Source organism: Actinoalloteichus caeruleus (genome assembly GCF_049311605.1).
In the GTDB taxonomy this organism is placed as follows: Bacteria; Actinomycetota; Actinomycetes; order Mycobacteriales; family Pseudonocardiaceae; genus Actinoalloteichus_B; species Actinoalloteichus_B caeruleus.
Genome location: NZ_CP186005.1, coordinates 1,281,422 through 1,294,833, shown reverse-complemented (window position 1 = coordinate 1,294,833; position 13,412 = coordinate 1,281,422). Strand labels below are relative to the sequence as shown.

Below are 13,412 nucleotides of genomic sequence, written 5' to 3'. Positions count from 1 at the left end.
TCGCGGGATCACTCGGGCGCGGGCAGACGGGTCAACGGGCCGATGTCGCGGGCGCCGCGCGGTGACGCCTCGGCCAGGAGCCCGTGGCGGTCCAGCAGGGCCATGCCGAGCTCCGCGCGTCGGACCCGTTCCCTGCCGCTGCGCACCGCCACGTCCCGCAGGTGTTCGCCGACCGGGTAGATGTCGGGCGCGTTGCGGAGCCCGAACTTCAGGTACACCGGCGCCACGGTGCGGACGAGTTCCGGCGCCTCGAAGTGGCGGACGAAGCCGCCGAGGTTGTCCGGGGACTCCACGTAGAGGTCGATGGCGGCGCGTCCGGCAGCCCGGATCGACGCCAGCTGCGCCAGGCTCAGGTCACCTGGCACGTTGATGGAGTCGGCCCCGATGCCCTCGAACAGGGCGAAGGACGCCGGGTTGGCCGGTCCGATCAGGGCGGACACCTTGAACCGGGTGTCGGCGGGGAGGCTGCCAGCCAGGCGCAGCCGGTGCAGCGTCCACAACACCCCCTCGTCGCCGACCAGGAGCGAGCGGACGCCGAGCTCCACGGCTCGCAGGGCGTCGTCCACGCAGTAGCGGAGCTGGTCGCCGCCGCGCGCCCGGGTTCCCAGCCCTCCGGCCGAGGTGTACCGGCCGGCTCCGGTGTCCCAACTGGCCCTCGGGCCGAGGAAGAGGCACAGTTCGACCTGGGCGCGGTCGCACATGTCCAGCATCTCGGTGATCTCGTTGTCGCTGAGCATCATCACGCCGCTGCCCTGGCTGACGCGGTGGACGAGCAGCCCTCGTGCCTCGATCTCGTCGAGCACGGCGGCAAGCGGCCCCGGTCCCTCCACCGAGGGAATCTCCACGCGGAACGCGCCGCCATCGGGGAACCGCACCGGGGAGGCGGGCGGTGCGGGTTCACCCGCACCGAAACCCAGCCCCGCGACCAGCGCTCGCCCCGCCGAACCGTGATCTGCCGGTTGTCCCTCGTTCGCTGCCACCACACCATCCCGTCGGTCTTGTGCCGTCCTCGCACGCCGGGTCGCGCCGCAGGATCCGGCGCCCGTCGGACCCGTCGGGGAGACCTCTTCGGGCGGCCCACACTCGACGGTTGTCCGAAATCACGTACACACTCCGTATCTACGAACAAAAACTACGGCCTCGTTATCAGTACCGTCAAGAGTGGCCCCGGTCGGGAAGTTCGCGAGTTCGAGCAGATATTTCGGCAGGAAGTGGCCGGTCGATCCCCCTCCTCCACCCCCTCTCCCGGTGTTAGGGTGAACGGAGATTCCCGATAGCGTCCAGCATTTCGGATATCGTCCGGCGGGAAACGACACGATGTGGCCAGACTCGGCAGGGAGGAAGTCCGAGGTGACCGAGGCGAGTACGGCGGAGTCGGCGACCTGGCCAGGAGGGAGGCCCCCCACCGTCGCGGTGGAGGTGCTCGGGCCCGGCCAACACCGGCTGATCGAACACGCGCCGCCCGAGCCCGGGCCGGGGGAGGCGCTCGTCGAGGTGGCGGCCGCGGGCATCTGCGGATCCGACGTGGAACTCTTCGAAGGTCGCCGACCGGCCGAGATCGTGCGTTACCCCGTCATCCCCGGCCACGAGTGGGCCGGTTCGGTGTTGGCGGTCGGTCCCGACGTGCGGCACGTCCGCCCCGGCGACCCGGTGATCGCCGAGGGGTTCAGGTCCTGCGGTGTCTGCGCCCGGTGCAGGGCGGCGGAACCCACCCTGTGCACCGCGGAGTACGCGGAGACGGGTTTCACCCACCCGGGCGCCTTCAGTCACCGGGTGCTCGTGCCCGCGCGGCTCGTCCACCGCCTGCCCGACCCCTTGCCGCCGGGAACCGAACTCGAGCACTGCGCGCTGCTGGAGCCCGCCGCCTGCGTGGCCGCCGGGCTGCTCGCCGCACCTCCGCTCGCCGGCGGCCACTTCGCCGTGCTGGGCACCGGCACCCTCAGCCTGCTGGCGGTGCAGATGCTCGCCGCCCACCGGCCGGCCTCGCTGACCGTCGTCGGCCGCCGCGCCCACCAGTTCCCCCTCGCGGAGCGGTTCGGCGCGACCCGCTGCCTCCTGGGCGAGGAGGTGTCCTCCGCCGCCGGCACCGCCGACCTCGTCTTCGAGGCCACCGGGGCCGCGAGCGTCGTCCCGACGGCCTTCGACCTCGCTCGTCGGGGCGGCACCGTGGTGTTGGAGGGCATCGCCGGCACGGGCGAGATCGCGATGGACCCGGACGTGTTCGCGTTGAAACAGCTGACGGTCCTGGGCGTGTTCGGTGCGAGCCCGGCAGCCTGGGCCCACACGATCGGCCTGTTGGCGGCGGGTGTGCTCGACCTGGCCCCCCTCGTCTCGCACCGCGTGCCGCTCAGCGGGTACGAACGCGCGCTGGACCTGCTGCAACGACGACCGCCGGGCCTGGGCAAGATCCTGCTCGTGCCGGACGCCACGGCCTGATCCGCGACCAGACGCACCGCCCCGGAGCGGAACCCCGCGCCGGGCGACTCCAGGCTGACCGGACAGCCGCCACGGAGCACCCATGTCGACAGCGCACGAACTGAGGAGGACGACGATGCCGAGCACCCGCGCGCTCACCGGTGCCAACCTCATCGCCGGTGAGGAGAGCACCGAGGGGCCGGCCGATCTGCGGCAGACCCGCCCGGCCACCGGTGAGCAGGGCCCCGCCTTCCACCAGGCGACGGTGGCCGAGGTGCGTGCCGCGACCGCGGCCGCGGCCCTGGCCGCCCCGGTGTACGCCGCGACCCCGGCGACGACCCGGGCCGAGCTGCTGCGGCGGATCGCGACCGGGATCGAGGGGGCCGCCGACGAGCTGGTCGCCGCGGCGGACGAGGAGACCGCGCTGGGCGAGACCCGGTTGCGCGGCGAACTGGCCAGGACGAACGCCCAGCTCCGCATGTTCGCTGACCTGATCGCCAGCGGCGCCCACCTGGACGCCACCATCGACACCCCTGACCCCTCCGCGATCCCGCCGCGCCCCGACCTGCGCCGCCTCCAGGTCCCGCTCGGGCCGGTGGCCGTCTTCAGCGCCAGCAACTTCCCGTTCGCCTTCTCGGTCGCCGGCGGTGACACCGCCTCGGCGTTGGCGGCGGGCTCCCCCGTCGTGCTCAAGGCGCATCCCGCGCACCCGGCGACCTCCGAGCTGACCGGGCGGATCGTCGTCGAGGCCGTCGCGGACTCGGGTCTCCCCGCCGGTGTCTTCGCCCTGCTGCACGGTGCGGGTCCCGAGGTGGGGCAGGCCCTGGTCATCGATCCGGCCATCAAGGCCGTCGGGTTCACCGGGTCGCTCCGGGCCGGCCGGGCACTGCACGACGCGGCGGCGGCGCGACCGGAACCGATCCCGGTGTACGCCGAGATGGGCAGCACCAACCCCGTCCTCCTCAGCGAGGCGGCCGTCGCCGCGAGGGCCGAGGAGATCGCGGCCGGGCTGGCGCAGTCCTTCACGATGGGCAACGGGCAGTTCTGCACCAAGCCGGGGATCGTGCTGCTCCCCGCCGGTGCGGCGGAGTTCGAGTCGGCCTTCACCTCCGCCGCCCAGCAGGTCAGCCCCGGCACCCTGCTCTCCCCGCAGATCCAGCGGGGGCTGGCGGCCCAGCTCGCCGAGACCCGGGACCTCGACGGGGTGGACGTGCTGACGGAGGTGGTCGCCGACGGAGGGGGCCTGCGCTCCCCGGTGGTGGTGCTGCGCACCGACGTCGCCGGCTACCTGCGCCACGAGCAGCTGCGCGAGGAGCACTTCGGGCCCGTCGTCGTCCTCGTGGAGTACGGCTCCACGGAGGACGTCCTCGCCGCGCTGGCCGAGGTGCCCGGCAGCCTCACCGCGACGGTGCACGCCGAACCCGGCGAGGAGGACCGGCTCGCCGAGCCGATCGCCCGGCTGGTGGCGCTCAGCGGTCGCCTGGTCTGGAACGGGTTCCCCACCGGAGTGGCGGTCAGCTTCGCCCAGCAGCACGGCGGGCCGTACCCGTCGACGACCGCCGCCTGGTCGACCTCGGTCGGCACCTCGGCCATCCGCCGTTTCCAACGACCGGTCGCCTACCAGGCCGCGCCGGCGGCGGTGCTCCCCTCCGCCCTGCGGAACGAGAACCCGGACGGCATCGTCCGGCTGGTCAACGGGCGGGTCACCACGGACCCGGTGACCGCCGAGTAGCCTGTCCCGCGCGAACACCGCTGGCTCCCGGCACTCGAACCGTTCCGTGCCGGGGCCGGCGGCGGCCGAGGTCCGACGGTCCGGGCACCGGACCCCCGGTCCGCCCACCGTTCGATCCCGGGTCGCCGGCGGAGCGGTCCCGCTCCGGCCCACCCCCACAGCCACGAGGAGACCAGCGGCGATGCCCCGACTCGTACCGGCGGTCATGCGCGCCGCCGATGTCCTCGAACTGTTCCTCGGAGAACGAAGCTCGCTGTCCGCGCCGGACATCGCCGCCCGGCTCGGCCTGCCGAGGTCCACCGCGCACGAACTGCTCAACACCCTGGTCAACCGTGGCTACCTGGCCAGGCGGCCGGGCAAGGACGGGGTGTACAAGCTGGGGCCCCGGCTGTTGGAACTGGGTGCCCGCTACCAACAGGACCTGGACCTGGCCGTGGAAGGCGAGGCCGTCACCCGGCGCGTGGCCGCGGAGTGCGACGAGACCGTGCACGTCGCCGTGCTGGACGGCGCGGAGGTCGTGTACGTGTGCAAGATCGACTCGACCCACTCGGTCCGGATGATCTCCGCCGTCGGGCGGCGGCTGCCCGCGCACTGCACCGCCGTCGGCAAGGTGCTGCTCGCGGGACTGCCGGCCGACCGGCTCGACCAGCTCCTGCGGGAGCAGGAGCTGGTCGCCCTGACGCCGAGGAGCATCACCTCGGCCGCCGCGCTCCGCGCCCAGCTCGGCGAGGTGCGCCGGACCGGCGTCGCCTACGAGATGTGCGAGTCCAACCCCGATGTCGGATGCGTGGCAGCGCCGGTGACCGACTACTCGGGCGAGTGGGTGGCCGCGATGAGCATGTCGGTGCCGACCATCCGCCACGGCGAGGCCGCCTGGCAGCGGTGGGAGAAGCTGATCCGCGACGGTGCGACCGAGTTGTCCCGGCGGCTGGGCAGCGCGGTCCGCTGAGGGGTCCGCTGAGGCGGGCGGCACCGGACCCGCGCCAGGGCCGACCGTGGAAGCCCACCGGAGGCCGTCGGCCCCGCTCGGGTCAGCACCGAGGGCAGATCATGCCCCCGCCGCCCTGCACGGGGATCATGGGTCCACCGCAGGTGGGGCAGAGGCTGTCGCCGTGCCAGCGGCAGTGACCGCCGCCGGGGCACGGGCAGGGGGTGCGCTCAGCGGAATCCATCTCACTCCTCAGTGGTCGAAGGGGCACTGGTCCGCGGCGACCGCGTCCACGTACACCGTGGTGCGCCCGCCTCCGACCGCCGGCCAGGAGCAGATGATCGAGTCCCCCCGCTCGGCGACCTTGAGATCGCGGAACCACGCGACGTCGAGGAACTCGGTGTCGGTCGTGCGAACCCACCGTTCGCCGAACCGGACGAGTTGGGGTTCGCCCTCCGCCGCCCGATCCCGGATCCACTCGGCCACCTGCTCGGGGCTGCGGAGCACCTCCCGGGGCGGCAGGTCGGAACGGTCGAGGCACAGGGACCCCGCACCGAGGTAGGCGTGCCAGTGCAGTCCCCTCTCCTCCCATTCCGTGCCCGCGAGCATGTCCTCGAACCTCACGACGGGATACCTCCAGGTGTGCGGACACCGGTCGCCGGCGCCCGACGGGGACCCGCGTGGACCTCCCACCGGACCGGCATCACGGTCGCGGTTCGCGTGGGCCCGAGCGAAACGGGCGGCGCTCGTCGTGGTGCCCACCGAACGCCCCACATCATGTGCCGTACCCCATTCCTGGTTCACATCGGGGTGAGGATTCGGCCGCGAGCGGTCACCGAAGCGCAAGTGGACAATTCAACGACAAACGTGGAAGTCGTCGTCGCCCCAGCGATCGCGAGCGCGGGAGCACGGGTCGGCAAGGAGAACACGAATTCCTCTCGCCCACCGGAGCCAGCCGATCGTCACGCGGACACCCTGGAGAGCGGTTCCACGCGACCGTTTCCGCGCGGCCCGCGAGGCCCCCGTGCCGCCTCGTCCGAGTCGTCCTGGAACGCTCGGGGCCGATCCGACCCCGAGCCGGCCTCCTGGAGCCCAATCCAGGGCACGATACCCCTGACCAGGTAGGATTCACCCCGTCGCCATGCTCGTCGCACCCCCCGGCACGCCGGACCGCCACGACCGCCACCGCCCGCCGGCGACCCGGGAAACGGTGGTGCCACACCCCTCCCCCGCGGTGCGCCCGGAATGCGAGGTACGGGGACGCGCCATTACCGCCGCGCGACGCGCCAATGCCCACCAGCAATCGGAGGCACTGGTTCGGAGCATTCGACACCGCCGATCGGAAACCCTCCTCGGGGCACGACGGATCACGCCGACGAAGGACTTCCGCTGGCCGTCAGCGCCGCGCACCGCCGTCAACGGGGCATTCCGGGAGCAGCATTTTCGTCCGCTCGGGGGAAAGCCCCGAATTCACGTACGTGACTTCCCGACGACAAGGGCGCCGGCGAGCACCCGGCTCCAGGCAGGTCCCGCGACGGCGCCCCGGGCAACGGCCGGGACGAGGTGCCCGCGCCGCCCACCACGACGACCCGAGGAGAACCGGCCAGCGACCGGATCCCGCCGTGGCGCATCACCCACGCCGCAGAGAAGCCCAGGTCATCCCGCCCATTCCCCGCCCGAGAGTGGTGCCCTTCCCTGGCCCCGCCGGCCCGCTTCCGCGCCCACCGGCACCGCTGGACGCCTGGCCGGCGCCCCGGATCCGCAGGCCGTGGACAGCTCCGGGGACCGGTTCGGCCCTCGGCTCAGCCAGGCGCCCCGGTCGAGCCCGCCACCGGCCCCGCCGCCGGCACTTCCGCCGCCAGCCGTCCCCGCGTCGAGGCGGGGACGGTCGTCAGCGCAGCAGCCCGCTCTCCCCGATCCACGACTCGACGCGCGGATCACAGCCGGCCGTCATCGCGGCGAAGGCACGGCGGGCGAGGCAGCCGGGTGGAGCGAGGAACGTGATCATCCGCTGGCCGGACTCGGGCAGGCCCAGGACGGCGTAACTCACCCGGCCCGCCTCCGCCAGCAGCTCCCGGGGCGGTGCCGAGTCGGGAGGAGGCGGTGGGGCGTCGGGATCCTCCGGGGCCACCTCGAAGTCGTCCGCCCCCTCCTCCAGGTCCGGATCGGCGAACAGCTCGTCGGGAGCGGCCGGAGGCGGGTCGGGCCGAGCCCCCGGCTCGCCGAACTCGGACTCGGACTCGGCGAGCCTGACGACCTCGCCCACGCCACGCCGTTCCACTCCCTGGTGGCGGATCCGCACCGATCCCCACCCAGGTTCGACGAAGCGGTGGCGCGGCCAGATCTTCCGGAAGACCGCACTCGAACCCGCCAGCCGACGAATCACCCGTTCGAGGGCCGGATCGAGCCGTTCCGCGTGGGCCCGCAGACTTCCGACGAGTTCGGTGCCCATCCGGTCCGCGTCGACGGGGTCCAGGAGCTGACGCAGACCGGGGTCGCAGAAGAGCAGCCAGAGCAGGTTGCGCTGTTCGCCGGGACGGTCGACCAACCCGCCGAAGAGCGTGTCGGCCGGCCCGTTCCACGCCAGCAGGTCGTAGCGCCGGTCGACCACGACGGCGGGAGCCCGGTCCATCGTGCCGAGCAGCAGCCGGGCGCGGTCGTCGAGGGGTTCGCTCTCCGCCGGCTCGTCGGAGGCCTTGAGGACCAGGCGGTGCAGGTAGCCGTGCTCCGCCTCCGTGAGCAGCAGCGCCCTGGCCAGCGCGGCCAACACGGCCACGGTGGGACGTCGTCCCCGGCCCTGTTCCAGTCGGGCGTAGTGGTCGACGGAGATGCCGGCTCGGCCGGCCACCTCCTCACGACGCAGCCCGGGCGTGCGGCGCCGAGCGCTGGAGGTCAGGCCGACGTCGGCCGGACGCAGCTGTTCCCGACGGTGCCGCAGGAAGTCCCCGAACGTGTTCTCCGGCATTCCCCGATGGTGCGCCCTCCGAGCCGGGTTAGCCAGGGATGCGACGGCAGGGGCACGGGCCGCCAGGTCAGGCCGGGACACGGGTCCGCATCGACCTCGTGCCGAGCGGCCCGGGCCCGTCCGCTGGCGCGGCGGCGGGGAGGTCGGCGGCGGCGGCCGGTGGGTCACCTCCCGGTTGCCGCCTCGCCGCCGGGACTGGTCGGGGTGTCCGACTCCTGCCACTTCTTGGTGATCTGCGGGAGCTCACCGCGCAGGAACTCCCAGAAGCGGGCGCTCTCCCGCAACCGCCCCCCGGCTCGCGTGCCGTCCCCGACCACGTGAACGCCCTCGTTGAGGAGGTCCTCGAGCTGCCGCAGGAGATCGGTCCGGCGCACGAGGGTCAGGTACCAGACGTTCTCGTCGACCCAGTAGCGGTCCCGGCGCTGACCGGGCTCCCGCTCGCGTTCGAGGATGCCGACCCGCCCCAGGTAGCTGACCGCGCCGGAGATCGCCGGCGCGCTGGCCCCCAGCTCCTCCCCGAGTTCCGCCGCGGTCCGGCTCCGGTCGGCCACCAGCAGGACGATCAACACCCGGGCGGCCATCCGGGGCATCCCGAGGTCCCCCATCTGGCGCGCGAACCGCTCGACGTACCGGTCGAACTCGGCGCCGCGCTCGTTGATCCGGGACATCCGCACACCCTTCCGCCACCGATGGTCGGCACAGCCTAACGACACTAAAACAATTCTTAAAATTCACGAAATTCGTGAAAATTGGGTACGATCACCCCCACGTCACCGACCCGGCACGCTCCGCCCCGAATCCACCCGTTCGGAAGGGACCGAGAGATGACCGATGCGACACCCGTCCCCCAGGGCCTCCCCATGGAACGGCAGTGCCCCTTCAGCCCACCGCGCGGCCTGGTCGAGCTGCGCGACCAACGACCGGTGAGCCGGATGACCTACCCCGACGGCCACGAGGGGTGGCTGGTCACCGGTCACGCCCAGGCGAGGGAGGTGCTGGCCAACCCCCGGTTCAGCTCCCGAGGCGACCTCGCCAGGGCCCCGATCCCCACGGGACCGATGGCCGAGGGAACGAGGCGCTTCATCCCCCGGGGAGCTCTCACCCGGATGGACCCTCCCGAGCACACCCGGTACCGCCGCTTGCTGACCGGGGAGTTCACTGTGCGCCGGATGCGCCTGTTGGAGCCGATGATCCAGGGGATCGTCGACCACCAGTTGGACCTGATGGCCGGCGGCGACCAACCAGCCGACCTGGTCGCCGACTTCGCGCTTCCCGTCCCCTCCCTCGTCATCTGCGCGTTGCTGGGGGTCCCCACCACCGACCGGCCCCTGTTCGAACGGGACACGAGGACGCTCTTCAACCTCGACACCCCCGTCGAGGACCGCAACGACGCGCTCCGGAGCCTGGGCGCCTACCTGGGCCGGCTCGTGGCGGACAAGCGCGCGACCCCGGAGGACGACCTGCTCAGCGACCTGGTGGCGGGAGGCCAGCTCGACGACGAGGAGCTGGCGACGATGGGCATGGTGCTGCTGGTCGCGGGCCACGAGACCACGGCGAACATGCTCGCCCACGGCGTCTTCGCGCTGCTCCGGCACCCGGACCAGCTCGCCCTCCTCCGCTCCGACCCCGCCCTGCTGCCCAACGCGGTGGAGGAGCTGCTGCGCTACCTGAGCGTGATCCACGTGGGTCCGATCCGAACCGCCCTGGACGACATCGAGCTGAACGGCCAGCTCATCCGAGCCGGCGACAGCGTCACCGTCTCGGTACCGGCGGCGAACTGGGACCCCACCCGGTTCCCCGAGCCGGACCGGCTCGACATCACACGGCGATCGACCAGCCACCTCGCCTTCGGCCACGGGATCCACCAGTGCCTCGGCCAGCAGCTCGCCCGGGTGGAGATGCGGATCGGTTTCGGCTCCCTGCTCGGCAGGTTCCCCGGCCTCCGGCTCGCGGTCGAACCCGACGCGGTCCCCCTGCGGTCGGACATGGGGATCTACGGCGTCCACCAGCTCCCCGTGGCCTGGTGAGCCCCGTGCGAGTGGCGGTCGACCGGGAACGGTGTTGCGCGGCGGGCATGTGCGCGCTGGTCGCGCCCGCGACCTTCTCCCAGGACGACGAGGACGGCAGGGTGGTGGTACTCGAGGAACGCCCTCCCGAGGGTGAGCGGGCCTCCGTGGCCGAGGCCGCCGCGATCTGCCCGCGCGGGGTCATCAGCCTCCTGGAGTGATCCCGCACGGAGCCGGGGATGACGAGCCCCCGGCGGCTGGCCCGCGGTAGGCCTCCGCCGCGCCCGGGTGGGCCGAGCGGGGCCGACGGACGTGCCGCCCGGAGGACCGGGCGAACAACACCGCCCGGTCCTCTGAGGTCCCGCCACCGTTGGCGGCCCTCGCCTCCGTTCCGGCCGGGGTGGAGCGGTCAGGGCCTGCCCACCCGGTGCTCCTGACGGCGGAGCGCCAGGAGCAGAGCCACCCCGGCCAGCGCCACCACGACCGCGCCCGGCACCTGGAACGGGGCCGGCAGGTGGCTGACGAGCACCCAGCCGGACGGCTCACCACGTGCCACCAGGAACAGCGCCACCACGCCCTGGGGGAGCAGCAGCAGGAACCCCACCACCCTGGCGATCTCCCGTGCCGCCTTCCCCGCGGACGACGGGGGTGCGTCGCGCGGCCCGGCCGGACTCGGCGCGTCCGGCCGGGACACCGGGGCCGTCTCCGCACCCCGTGCCCCGACAGCCGGCCGGGCCGAGGGCACGTCCTCGTCGGAGGGCTCGGACTGGAACAGGGTGGAGTACAGCGGGCCGGCGACCAGCCAGATCACGAGCACCACGGTGAACCGGATGGCCCACCCCCACAGGGCGCCGACATCGCCCCCCGGCGGGGACAGCGCGATCAGCAGGAGCAGCACCAGGCAGGAGATCCCCCAGGCGAGCACGAGCTTCCGCCACTCCCGCCACTCGTGCCGCACCCGCAGCGGGCCACGGCGCGGCGGACGCACCGGCGGGGGACCACCCGCGAAGCGGTGGGCGAAGCGCTGGTCCGCCCACCGCACCATGCTCGGACCGAAGGCGACGCTCACGCCGAGGTACACCGCCGCCAGGCCGTGCACCGCCCCGGGATCGCCGCCTCCCCGCAGGTCCACGACGGTCAGGACGAGGATCACGACGTCCACCAGCGGGACGGACGACAACATCAGCCAGCTGAGACGTCGTCGGCGCAGCACGTACCGCACCGCGAGGCCGGCCAGGATCAACAACCAGAAGAGGATCTCAGCGGCCGCGATCGCCGCGACCAGCGGATTCTCCCGCAGCGCTTGCCAGAGGTCGGTCACGGCACCCAGCCTGGCCGAGGCGGCCCCAGCCGCGCGTCGGCGATCCGGTCCGGTCCTCGTCCTCCCGGGGGAGGACCTCCGCCGGGACGGGGTCCGTCGTCGGGATGACGTGCCGGGCGGCCCGCCGTGCTGTGATGTGGCGGTGTCCGGTCCGCTCCGTTCCCTCGCCGCCTGGGCCCGCCCGCCCTGGCGCGACCCGCTGATCGCGGTGGCGCTGTTCACCTTCGGTGCGGTGCTCTACGAACTCCAGGACCCGACGGCACTGCCGGGGGTCGTCGACCAGCCGCAGCAGTGGGCTCGCCTCCTGGTGCTGGGGGTCTGCTGCTCCGGGACCCTCCTGCGCGCCCGCCGGCCCCCGCTGGCGCTGGCCATCGGTCTGGCCGGTGCCGGAGTGGACTTCGTGCTCGGGTTCAGCGCGCCGGTCCTGTTCGTCCTCGCGGACCTGATGTTCGCCGCCGTGCACTACGGATCCCGCCGGTTGGCTCGCGCGATGGTCGCGTTGGTCCCGGTGGCGTTGGTGGGTTCCCTCGTGGTCACCGTGGCCACGACCGGGCTGCTCGCCCTCGCGTTCCTCACCGCGGTCCAGGTGGCCGCGGTCGTCCTGATCCCCGTGTGGTGGGGCATGAACGTGCGCCAACACCGGGACGCGGCCGCGGCCGAACGCGAGCGCGCGGAGCAGGCCGCCAGGATCGCCGAGCTCGACCGGCGAGCGGTGATCGCGAACGAACGCGCGAGGATGGCCAGGGACCTGCACGATGTCGTCGCCGGCCACCTCTCGGCGATCGCGATCCAGTCCGAGGCCGTGCTGTCGATGGCCGGCGGGGGTGACCAGGCCACCGTGCGCACCGTGCTCGCATCGATCAGGGAGAACAGCGTCCGTTCCCTCACGGAGATGCGGGCGATGATCGACATGTTGCGCGGCGACGAGGAGGGCGTCCGCGAGGTCGCCGCCCCGCCCCGGCTGGCCGAGGTCGATGGCCTGGTGGACTCGGCGCGGGCCTCCGGTCTCCGGGTGGCGGTCCGGAACGCCCTGGGGGCCGCCGTGGGCGAGGGGGCTCCCGGGCCCCCGGCTGGACCGCCCGCGGCGGTGGAACTCGCCGCCTACCGCATCATCCAGGAGGCGTTGACCAACGCCGTCCGGCACGCCCCCGGGAGCCGGGTCGACCTGGTGCTGGAGCGGACGGTGGACGGTGTGCTGGTGACCGTCACCAACACCCTGCCCGACCGCCTCCCACCGAGTGGTGGAACCGGGCACGGCCTGACGGGCATGCGAGAACGAGCGAGGGCGACGGGCGGCACCGTGACGGCCGGGGTGGTCGAGGGCCGGTGGCGGGTGCGCGCGGCGTTGCCGGTGAGGGGAGACGACAGGTGAGCATCAGGGTTCTGGTGGCCGACGACCACGCCGCCATCCGGGCGGGACTGGTCCTCATCCTCTCCGGGGCACCGGGGATCGAGGTGGTGGGAGAGGCCGGCGACGGAGCCACGGCCGTCCGCCGGGCCGTCGACCTGCGGCCCGACGTCGTGCTCATGGACATCCGGATGCCGGGCACCGACGGCATCGAGGCGACCAGGCGGCTGGTCGGCGCCGGGACCTGCGAGGTGGTGGTCCTGACCACCTTCGACCTGGACGAGTACGTCTACGGTGCGCTGCGTGCCGGCGCGGCCGGTTTCCTGCTCAAGTCGGTCGAGGCTCCGGCGCTGATCGAGGCGGTGCGCCTGGTCGCGGCGGGAGAGGCGGTGCTGGCGCCCCAGGTCACCCGCCGGTTGCTCACCGCCTTCGCCGACGCCGCCCCGGCACCGCCCCCCACCCGGAACCTGGACCAGCTCACGGACCGCGAACGGGACGTGCTGGCTTGCCTGGGCGAGGGCATGTCGAACCAGGAGATCGCGCGCCGACTGCACATCGGGGAGACCACGGTGAAGACCCACGTGTCCCGCGTCCTGGCGAAGCTCGAGCTGCGGTCCCGCGTCCAGGCCGCGATCGCCGCCCAGGAGGCGGGGCTGGCCGGCCGGTGAGACGGGCGGCCCGGCGGCCGGGGAACCGT

General features: G+C 73.2%; 12 protein-coding genes. 7 read left to right on the top strand and 5 right to left on the bottom strand.

Annotated features, from left to right (window positions below; translation table 11 throughout):
* Nucleotides 1–8: 8 nt before the first annotated feature.
* Nucleotides 9–983 (bottom strand): hypothetical protein, encoded by a 975-nt coding sequence (locus ACOJVX_RS05820; RefSeq protein WP_026418273.1) that lies wholly within the window; start codon nt 981–983, stop codon nt 9–11.
* A 367-nt stretch (nt 984–1,350) separates the two neighbouring features.
* Between ACOJVX_RS05820 and ACOJVX_RS05815 the strand changes: the two genes are divergently transcribed.
* From ACOJVX_RS05815 to ACOJVX_RS05805, 3 genes are all read left to right on the top strand, one after another.
* Nucleotides 1,351–2,436, top strand: coding sequence for a zinc-dependent alcohol dehydrogenase (locus ACOJVX_RS05815; RefSeq protein ID WP_051313800.1), 1,086 nt, complete (start codon nt 1,351–1,353; stop codon nt 2,434–2,436).
* A gap of 82 nt (nt 2,437–2,518) precedes the next feature.
* Nucleotides 2,519–4,147 (top strand): aldehyde dehydrogenase (NADP(+)), encoded by a 1,629-nt coding sequence (locus tag ACOJVX_RS05810; protein ID WP_422647307.1) that lies wholly within the window; start codon nt 2,519–2,521, stop codon nt 4,145–4,147.
* A gap of 181 nt (nt 4,148–4,328) precedes the next feature.
* The gene (locus tag ACOJVX_RS05805) at nt 4,329–5,096 is read left to right on the top strand and encodes an IclR family transcriptional regulator (protein WP_418153822.1); all 768 of its coding nucleotides are present in this window, start codon (nt 4,329–4,331) and stop codon (nt 5,094–5,096) included.
* A 231-nt stretch (nt 5,097–5,327) separates the two neighbouring features.
* Here ACOJVX_RS05805 and ACOJVX_RS05800 read toward each other — a convergent pair whose 3' ends face one another.
* From ACOJVX_RS05800 to ACOJVX_RS05790, 3 genes are all read right to left on the bottom strand, one after another.
* Entirely contained in the window at nt 5,328–5,699 is a 372-nt protein-coding gene (locus ACOJVX_RS05800) for a hypothetical protein (protein ID WP_030103879.1), read from the bottom strand.
* Between the two features lie 1,267 nt (nt 5,700–6,966).
* A complete protein-coding gene (locus ACOJVX_RS05795) occupies nt 6,967–8,040 on the bottom strand; it encodes a helix-turn-helix domain-containing protein (protein ID WP_103055629.1) in 1,074 nt (357 codons plus the stop codon).
* 164 nt (nt 8,041–8,204) lie between these two features.
* Nucleotides 8,205–8,708, bottom strand: coding sequence for a GbsR/MarR family transcriptional regulator (locus ACOJVX_RS05790; RefSeq protein ID WP_030103877.1), 504 nt, complete (start codon nt 8,706–8,708; stop codon nt 8,205–8,207).
* Between the two features lie 156 nt (nt 8,709–8,864).
* Between ACOJVX_RS05790 and ACOJVX_RS05785 the strand changes: the two genes are divergently transcribed.
* Complete coding sequence (locus ACOJVX_RS05785) at nt 8,865–10,067, top strand: cytochrome P450 (protein WP_418153821.1); 1,203 nt, start codon at nt 8,865–8,867, stop codon at nt 10,065–10,067.
* The gene (locus ACOJVX_RS05780; RefSeq protein WP_418153820.1) at nt 10,064–10,267 is read left to right on the top strand and encodes a ferredoxin; all 204 of its coding nucleotides are present in this window, start codon (nt 10,064–10,066) and stop codon (nt 10,265–10,267) included. The genes ACOJVX_RS05785 and ACOJVX_RS05780 overlap by 4 nt, the downstream gene beginning before the upstream one ends.
* 188 nt (nt 10,268–10,455) lie before the next feature.
* Here ACOJVX_RS05780 and ACOJVX_RS05775 read toward each other — a convergent pair whose 3' ends face one another.
* The gene (locus ACOJVX_RS05775) at nt 10,456–11,367 is read right to left on the bottom strand and encodes a hypothetical protein (RefSeq protein ID WP_418153819.1); all 912 of its coding nucleotides are present in this window, start codon (nt 11,365–11,367) and stop codon (nt 10,456–10,458) included.
* A gap of 142 nt (nt 11,368–11,509) precedes the next feature.
* On the opposite strand from ACOJVX_RS05775, the gene ACOJVX_RS05770 reads away from it, so the two are divergent.
* Together ACOJVX_RS05770 and ACOJVX_RS05765 are read left to right on the top strand one after the other, a co-directional pair.
* Nucleotides 11,510–12,739 (top strand): sensor histidine kinase, encoded by a 1,230-nt coding sequence (locus ACOJVX_RS05770; RefSeq protein ID WP_418153818.1) that lies wholly within the window; start codon nt 11,510–11,512, stop codon nt 12,737–12,739.
* Nucleotides 12,736–13,383 carry a response regulator gene (locus tag ACOJVX_RS05765; protein ID WP_026418265.1) on the top strand — a complete coding sequence of 216 codons (648 nt, stop codon included), beginning with the start codon at nt 12,736–12,738 and terminating at the stop codon, nt 13,381–13,383. The genes ACOJVX_RS05770 and ACOJVX_RS05765 overlap by 4 nt, the downstream gene beginning before the upstream one ends.
* The last annotated feature ends 29 nt before the right edge of the window (nt 13,384–13,412 follow it).

Excerpts from the sequence above, each read along its gene's own strand:
- ACOJVX_RS05810 (WP_422647307.1), top strand. The coding sequence starts at position 2,519 with ATGTCGACAGCGCACGAACTGAGGAGGACGACGATGCCGAGCACCCGC.
- ACOJVX_RS05795 (WP_103055629.1), bottom strand. The coding sequence starts at position 8,040 with ATGCCGGAGAACACGTTCGGGGACTTCCTGCGGCACCGTCGGGAACAG.
- ACOJVX_RS05790 (WP_030103877.1), bottom strand. The coding sequence starts at position 8,708 with ATGTCCCGGATCAACGAGCGCGGCGCCGAGTTCGACCGGTACGTCGAG.
- ACOJVX_RS05785 (WP_418153821.1), top strand. The coding sequence starts at position 8,865 with ATGACCGATGCGACACCCGTCCCCCAGGGCCTCCCCATGGAACGGCAG.
- ACOJVX_RS05805 (WP_418153822.1), top strand. The coding sequence starts at position 4,329 with ATGCCCCGACTCGTACCGGCGGTCATGCGCGCCGCCGATGTCCTCGAA.